Origin of the sequence: Streptomyces sp. NPDC059037, assembly GCF_042740015.1 — a bacterium.
Lineage (GTDB): Bacteria > Actinomycetota > Actinomycetes > Streptomycetales > Streptomycetaceae > Streptomyces.
In genome coordinates this window covers 1-7,580 of record NZ_JBHYIG010000295.1, presented here as the reverse complement: position 1 = coordinate 7,580, position 7,580 = coordinate 1, and the positions used below count along the sequence as shown (strand labels likewise).

5 protein-coding genes are annotated in these 7,580 nt (G+C 68.5%); 4 read left to right on the top strand and 1 reads right to left on the bottom strand.

Features of this window, described 5'->3' with window-relative positions; all coding sequences use genetic code 11:
• Positions 1-204 precede the first annotated feature (204 nt).
• The 4 genes from ACFWY6_RS38310 to ACFWY6_RS38295 all read left to right on the top strand — a co-directional run bounded on the left by ACFWY6_RS38310 (position 205) and on the right by ACFWY6_RS38295 (position 6,768).
• Positions 205-516 (top strand): trypco2 family protein, encoded by a 312-nt coding sequence (locus tag ACFWY6_RS38310; RefSeq protein WP_384700491.1) that lies wholly within the window; start codon positions 205-207, stop codon positions 514-516.
• A complete protein-coding gene (locus tag ACFWY6_RS38305; protein WP_384700489.1) occupies positions 506-3,499 on the top strand; it encodes a trypsin-like peptidase domain-containing protein in 2,994 nt (997 codons plus the stop codon). The genes ACFWY6_RS38310 and ACFWY6_RS38305 overlap by 11 nt, the downstream gene beginning before the upstream one ends.
• Positions 3,500-4,536: 1,037 nt before the next feature.
• The gene (locus ACFWY6_RS38300) at positions 4,537-5,232 is read left to right on the top strand and encodes a hypothetical protein (protein ID WP_384700487.1); all 696 of its coding nucleotides are present in this window, start codon (positions 4,537-4,539) and stop codon (positions 5,230-5,232) included.
• A 57-nt stretch (positions 5,233-5,289) separates the two neighbouring features.
• Positions 5,290-6,768 (top strand): hypothetical protein, encoded by a 1,479-nt coding sequence (locus ACFWY6_RS38295; RefSeq protein ID WP_384700499.1) that lies wholly within the window; start codon positions 5,290-5,292, stop codon positions 6,766-6,768.
• Positions 6,769-6,917: 149 nt separating this feature from the next.
• Here the strand turns inward: ACFWY6_RS38295 and ACFWY6_RS38290 are convergent.
• The coding region (locus tag ACFWY6_RS38290) for an EF-Tu/IF-2/RF-3 family GTPase (RefSeq protein WP_384700485.1) at positions 6,918-7,580 on the bottom strand (663 nt) is incomplete at its 5' end.

Genomic DNA, 7,580 nt, shown 5'->3' with positions numbered 1-7,580 from the left:
GTATCCCGGTGGCTCCACAGCCCGCATGAAACTCCTTGAAGCACGCCCCATCGACGATGTCGTGCTGCTGCGCTACGCCCCGAAAGTCCGTTCCTGAAGGGTTGGTGGGAGTGGAAGTCGGTCCGCCCGGCTTGCAGTTGACCATCCGTCGGTATGCTCGGCGGGCGCATGGTCGGTTGGTGTCGGGCGAGGAGAGGGCCGAGGGTGGACGACGCGGTGGAACTGGCGGACATGATCGCCCAGTTGCGGAGCGAGCTGAGCCGCGCCATGGCGGACGGGGAAGGCGAGGGGCTCCGGTTCCAGGCGGAGAAGCTCGAGCTCGAACTCACCGTTGGCGTGGAACGGAGCCGGGAACCGGGGGCCAAGGTGCGGTTCTGGGTGTTTGACGTCCACCATTCCGCGCGGTCCGCGCACGTGGCCACCCAGCGGGTCATGCTCACCCTTCAGCCGGTACGTGGCGACGCCCCCGGCCGGCCCGCGCTGATCTCGGGTGCCGAGCTGCCCCATGAGCGCTGAGCCTGCTGATCCTCTTGAGCGCTCGGTGAAGTTCGCCTTCCCGGCCGATGAGCCCGGGCTCGACCCGCACCGGATCGCCGAGGTCATTGCCGAAAGCGGCAGCGGCAGGCGGCGTGGATCCGGCTATCGGGTCTCCGCCGGTGTATTTCTCACGGCTGCCCATGTGGTCGCCGATGCGACAGGCATTGTCGTGCGGTGCGACGCCGACCGGCCAGGGGAATGGTCGGCTTCGGCGACCGTGAGCTGGGCGGACGAGGGCAGCGACCTCGCCGTGCTCACCGTGGTGCCACCAGCAGCAGCATCCGCGGTCATCGAACGAGCCCGTTTCGGGCGCATCGCTGACGACCGGCACGGCGTGATCGGCGTACACGCTGCCGGATTCCCCCTGTGGAAGCAGCGCCGCAGCCCTGACGGCGCGTACTTCCGCGAGCTGCACCAGGCGGACGGCACTGTGGCAGCACTCTCCAACCTGCGTACCGGCACGCTGGAAATGACTGTGATTCCGGCCGGAGCCGATCCTGATCCGGGCGCTTCGCCGTGGGCGGGCATGTCCGGTGCCGCGGTGTGGGCCGGCAACCGGATCATCGGCGTGGTCGCCGAGCACCACCGCTCGGAGGGCGCGGGCCGACTCACCGCGGTCCGCCTCGACCGTGCGCTGCAGGCGTGTGACGCCGCAGACCGCGCAGAACTCGCCCGTCTCCTTGCACTCCCGGACACGGGGGCCCTGCCCCTCGCCGTCCCCGGCGAATCGCGCGATGTGTGGGCGCGTGGCGTGCGGGTGGTCGGGGTTCCCGTGGCGCACGGCATCGAGCTGTTCAAGAACCGCACCCATGAACGCGACGAGATCGCGCGCCACCTGAACGATCCTGCTGCCCGCATGGTGACCATCACCGGACCGCGCGGCATCGGCAAGAGCGCGCTCGCCGCGAAGGTCATGGACCTCCTCGACCGCGGCGAATGGCCTCGCCCCGCTGGTGGGCCACTTCCGTTCGGCCTGGTCAACCTCTCCACCCGCACGTCCGGGATCTCTCTGGAACGCCTCTACCTCGACTGCGCCCGCCTGCTCGGCTCCGAGCAGGAAACGAATCTGCGCAAGGTCTGGGCCGCCGCCGGGACGATGCAGGACAGGCTCGACGAACTGCGCGCGGCCATGGGCGACCGGCTGATCGTCGTTCTCATGGACAACCTGGAGGACCTGCTCCACGACGACGGGAGCATCGCGGACGAGGAGCTGGCGGTGCTCCTCGACTGGCTGTTCCGGGTTCCCGCCACCCCACGACTCCTCGTTACCAGCCAGGTTCCGGTGCGCCTCGCGCCCGAACTGCGGCGTTTCGCCGCGCATGTGAATCTCTCCAAGGGCCTGGACTCCGCCGAGGCGGTGGCGCTGCTGCGCGAACTCGACCGGGACGGCAGCCTCGGTATGGCCGATCTGTCCGACGAGGAACTGCTGGCCGCCGCGGTCCGTGTCCACGGCGTCCCACGCGCGCTGGAACTCCTCGTCGGTGTGCTCGCCGACGACGACACGGTGCTGTTGCCCAGCCTTGAGGACGTACTGCAGGACTTCACCCAACGCGACAGCGTCGTAGCCGAACTTGCCCAGGACCGCTACGGACGCCTTGACGAGCAGGCGCATGCCGTCCTCGGTGTCGTCGCCGCGCTGCGTACCCCCGCCGAGCAGAACGTGGTCGTGGAGATTGTGCACGGACTCGATCCGGACCTGCCGGTGGTCCCGGTCCTCATGTCCCTGATCCGCGTGCATCTGGTGTCCGTGGACCGGACGCGCCGCACCTTCGCCCTTCACCCGCTGGACGCGGAGATCGCTTACGGACGGATGCCACAGCACGGACCTTTCAGGAGGCAGGCAGTGCAACGGGAGATCGCATCGTGGTACGCGCGCCAGGCCAAGCCGCGCGGCACATGGCGGACGCTGGAGGACATCGAGCCGCACCGGCGGCAGTTCGACCACCTCGTGCAAGCGGGTGACCACGACGGCGCCGCGCGGGTGCTGAACGAGATCAGCGAGTGGCTCGTCTGGCACGGCTCGGTGCTCGCCGCCGTCTCGATGCACCTCGCCGTCGACGGGCACATCGGCGACGAACGGGTGCGTCTCGCGCACACCGTCGCCTACGGGCACGCCCGGCTCAGCGCTGGACCGATGGAGCAGGCTGCCCAGCTGTTCACCGAAGCGGCCACCCTTGCCGAACGCCTCGACGACAGGCCCGCACTGCAGAACGCGCTCTTCGGCCTCGGCGACGCCCACCGCCAGCTCGGCGACCAGGGCGCCACCGTCGAACCGCTCGCCCGCGCCGCCGAGTTGGCGCACGAACTCGGCGACACCGAGCGCGAAGTGCATGCGAGGCTCTCCCTCAGCCTCGCCCACAGCTACCTCGGCGACGGTGAGAACGCGCTGGACGAAGCTGACCAGCTGCACGCGATGGCCGAGGCGAGCGGCGATCCGCTCACGGCCGCCCGCGCGGGCAACGCGCGCACCATCGCCCTGCTCACGCTGGGTCGCTGGCAGGAGACCGCCGACGCGGGCGCTGAGACCGCCCGCGCCTACCGAGCCGCCGGCAGTCAGGAGGCGATCGCCTACGCACTGAACGCGCAAGGCATCGCTCTCCTGGCTCTCGACGACCCGGAGCAGGCGGCGTCGGTTCTCGAAGAAGCCCGCCACGAAGCCTCGCTCATGGAGAACCCCCGGGCAGAGGGCGTCTGCCTGCTCAACCTCTCCTGGGCGTACTGGCGTGACGGTCGGCTCACGGAGGCGGCCACCACAGCTGAGCGCGCCTCGACCGCTCTCCACATCGCAGGAGCCACGCAAGCTGCAGCGGCCCACTCCCTGGCCGAGGCTGCCCGCGCGCTCCCCACCGCCCGGCAGGCCGCTGCCGATGCTCTGACCCGAGCGGCGGCTGCCCTTGACGGAAACGCCGAGGTCATCGCCCCTGCCTGGCTCACTGATAACGCCCGCCGACTGGCGGACTGAATCTGTTCGGCGACGATCGTTGGGTGCTGGCCTACCCGGTGCGATCCGGCGCGGATCACCCGACCCACACTGGGCCACCGTCATGCTCCCCGGACGGCGAGGCCCGGGCCGACAGCTGGCCCTTGCGCTACCCCGGCGGCGGACGAGGCTCGGCCGAGGTCGTCTTCCCGAATTGGAGAGCCTCGACATCCTCGAGGGCAAGATGGAGCTGCGCCAGGGCTGTCGGGTGTCCCTGCTGGAGACGGATCGAAACCGGGATTCGCTGATGAAGACACTGACTTGGTTCCGGGACCGTTGGGCGGGCCGGGGACGTGTCCTCAGGCCCGGACATCGATGGTTCGGCGTACTTGCGAGGACCAAACGGCGGTGTGGTGCGTGGCCGGCTCGCGACGAGGCATCACCACTGGATGGTCCCGCCCCCTTCAGGAACATCGGGGCACAGACCTTGTTCCTGCCGCACCGACCGGGATGAGGGCCGCAGAGCTCCTGCTGTCGGGCCCAACAGCAGGCGCTCTCGCTAACTACTGTTGCGCTCGGTACCGGGGTGGGGGATGTAGGTGCTTTTACGTTTCGAATGGAGTGCGGTGGAGTGTTGAGGGGTTGCGCGCGGCTGGGGTGAGGGACTGGCCCTTTCGTCGCTCGTGAGTGAGTTGGGCAAGGCTACCGCTGCGTGGCCATGCGTTTGCTGGGTTTGGCTGACCTGGGCGGAGCGCCCCGGACGCCAGCGAGACCCTGAGGTTCCGCAGGGACCGGGAACGGGCAGTTGACTGTTCCGATCAGATTGTGGGGAAGTGCGCAGCGGCTACTTGCCTGCGCGGAATATGTTCACAAGCCCACCAGAAGCCGCGAGGGACCTACCTGAGGGGAAGGCGATGGAGACAGGGGAGTTCTGGGCCCACCGTGCTCGGGTGACTGGGCCCGTCGCTCGTGTGGAGGTGCTCTGTGTCGGCAGCAAGAGGCCTCCGCGTGTCAAGGTTCGTTTCACGGCGGATGAGGAGGAAGGGCGGGAGGCTTGGGTTCCGCGCTCGCAGCTACGAGTGCCGTGGGAGCAGGCCGACGCATGGCTGGCGAGGGAACGGCGCTGGAGCGAACTGGCTGCGGCTACGCCGGCACGCGACGCTCCTGAGCGACGTGCGGTAGACGCTGTCTTTGAAGCGTGCCCTTGGAAAGAGCTGGCGGAAATCGGCTACTCGCGGCACGACGACGGGGTCCTGTACGTGCACGACGTAGAGGCGTTCGCCGGGGCTCTGGGGGAGAGCACGGGGTTCTTCGCCGGTGATGCGCTGACGGTGCTGCATGACGACGGGAGCGCGGAGGCGCCCTGGCCGGTGACGCTGGCGTGTGCCCGCAAGGGTGCCGTCTTGCACACCGAACGCGTCATGCAAGACCTTGAACATGATGAGCAAAGGGCTCAACGGGAGGCGATCTACGGCTCGTACACTCCGGGGCGAGGCAAGCAGGAGGGGCACCACTTCAGCCCCGAGACCTGCGCCGCGGTCGACCGGGAGTTCAAACCCGCCCGTGACCTCGTGCGTCAGTGGTGCGGCGCGGAAGCCGCCGAGTCATTTGCCGAACTCCGCATCCTGCGTGCCGAGGTCATCAGGCTGGGCAGAATCGTCGAGCAGGCCGTCGGCATGCTTCGCCAGGCCGGCAGGAACCGAGATGCGGCGAAGATCGAGGCGCAGTTCGAGATCCCCGTCGAGGATTTCCGCAGGATGACACCACCCGGCTGAATCCCCCGAATCCGGTGCCCTTGGGCCGCTGCCCGTAACACGATCCAAGAGGTGACGATGGCCAAAGCTCCGCTCAACGAGCGGCAGACGCAAGTCCTTCGCTGGATCGTTCAAGGCTGCCCTGCAGGAGTCTGGGACGACTTCACCTACAAGACGAGCGCCCAGGCACTGCAAAACCGAGGCCTGGTAACCGTCGCTCGCCGCCGCGGTCAATGGAGTGCCGAGGCCACGCCTGCAGGTCGTCACTACCTGGAGAACGGGCGCTATCCGACGCTGCCAGCAGTGCGGTCAAGTACCGCGAGGACGACCAATTCCAGCTCCGCCCCCGTGACGGCCGCCGGCCCTGCACGCCGGCCGGCGCCTGCCCCCAAGAAGGCTTCTGCCGCCAAGACCGAAGCGAGAACCGCCCGCACACCACGTGCAGCGCCCAAGCCGCGCAAGGGGACTCTGGGGGAGCAGCTGGTCGAGGACCTCCTGGCGGCGGGAGGGATCCTTGTGGTCAAACCGGAGTACGGAGTTGGTGCCCCGAACTGGTCGGCCCGGATTCGATCGGCGCAGCATTGCGGGAAGCTGCCCGAGGGAAAGGAATTGGTCCACCGTTGGAAGGCGGGGGGCTATGAGATTTCCCTTCAGGACATTCCCGCTTGGAAGCTCGCCGTCCTTGACCCGATCCCCGTCCCACAGACACTCCGCAAGCCGCATGCCGTCGTCACCGCGCTGAGAGACGGCAACCCTGCCTTGAGGCTGAGCAAACCTGTCCAGCAACGTGCGCTGCGCCTCGTGCAGGCCATCGTGACCGAAGCCGAGCAGCGCGGACACAAGGTCCAACTCGCCCGCACGGAACATCAGCGATCGCGTTCTCGGAGTCTGGGCGGGGGCGACCTGTTCACCGTCACGGCACAAGGGCAGCCGTGTGGTGTCTCCTTCGGGCAGGAGCAGGACAGGGTCGAGCACACTCCCACGGCGAAGGAACTCGCCGATGCCGAGCGGTACTCCTGGGTCAAGATCCCCGCGTACGACTACACGCCCTCCGACCGTCTGGCCATCGCGCTGAACGGAGGAATCTCTCACCGCCAGTCGACTTGGCAAGATGCGGCAGAGCGCCCCTTGGAAGACCAACTGCCCGAAATCCTGCAGGAAATGGGCCTACGAGGGTTGGCGGCTGAGCGGAAGCGGGCCGAGGAAGAGGAGCACGCCCGGATCAAACGCAACCGGTGGGAATCCGCAATGCGTCAGGCCCGCCTCGATTACGCAGAAGCATTCCGCGTCAGAGCACTGCAACAGCAGGAAAGTGCATGGCGGCAGGCCGCACGCCTCGCCGACTACCTGGCCGCCGCCTCCGAGAGGACCGCGGTCCTGCCCGACGGTGCCGAGCGAAGTGCGGCCGAGGAATGGCTGGCGTGGGCGACAAAGTACGTACGTTCGCTCGATCCCCTCACCCGACCACTTCGTCTGCCCGAGATCCCCGAGCCCCGGCACAGCGACCTGGAACCCTTCCTGCACGGTTGGAGCCCGTACGGCCCCTACAACCGCTGATCAAGAGAGTCAGCGCGACGATACTGCCGACTCCGAGGAAGCACGCGGCCCGACGACGGCCGGTGCCTGGTCTGCGTACGTACTGAAGCGCATGCAGACCAGGCACCGGCCCGGAGAACAGATGACCCCGGATCCTGACCGCCAGCTCCCTAGCCGAGCACCTCGGTCACGGTGCCCGCGCCCACGGTGCGGCCGCCCTCGCGGATCGCGAAGCCGAGTCCCGGCTCCAGAGGCACGTCACGGCCGAGCTCGACCGTCATGGTGACGGTGTCACCAGGCCGGGCGACGGCGGCCTTGCCGAGGTCGACGTCACCGACCACGTCCGCGGTGCGGAGGTAGAACTGCGGCCGGTAGCCGGAGGCGATCGGCGTCGGCCGGCCGCCCTCCTTCGTCGACAGGACGTACACCTGCGCGGTGAAATGACACGCAGGTGTGACGCTTCCGGGCGCCGCCACGATGTGGCCGCGGCGCACCCCATCGCGGGGCACCCCGCGCAGGAGCAGCGCGACGTTGTCGCCGGCCTGGGCGCTGTCCATTGGCTTGCCGAAGGTCTCGAGCCCGGTGACCACCGTCTCGGTGTCTGTGCCGAGACCGCCGAGGACGCTGACGCGGTCGCCGACCTTGATGGTGCCGCGCTCGACGGCGCCGGTGACGACTGTGCCGCGACCAGTGATCGTGAAGGTGTTCTCCATGGGCAGCAGGAAGGGCGCGTCGACATACCGCTCGGGCATGGGCACATAGGTGTCCACCGCGTCGAGCAGTGCCTCGATGGCCGCCGTCCACCGCGGGTCGCCCTCCAGCGCCTTCAGCCC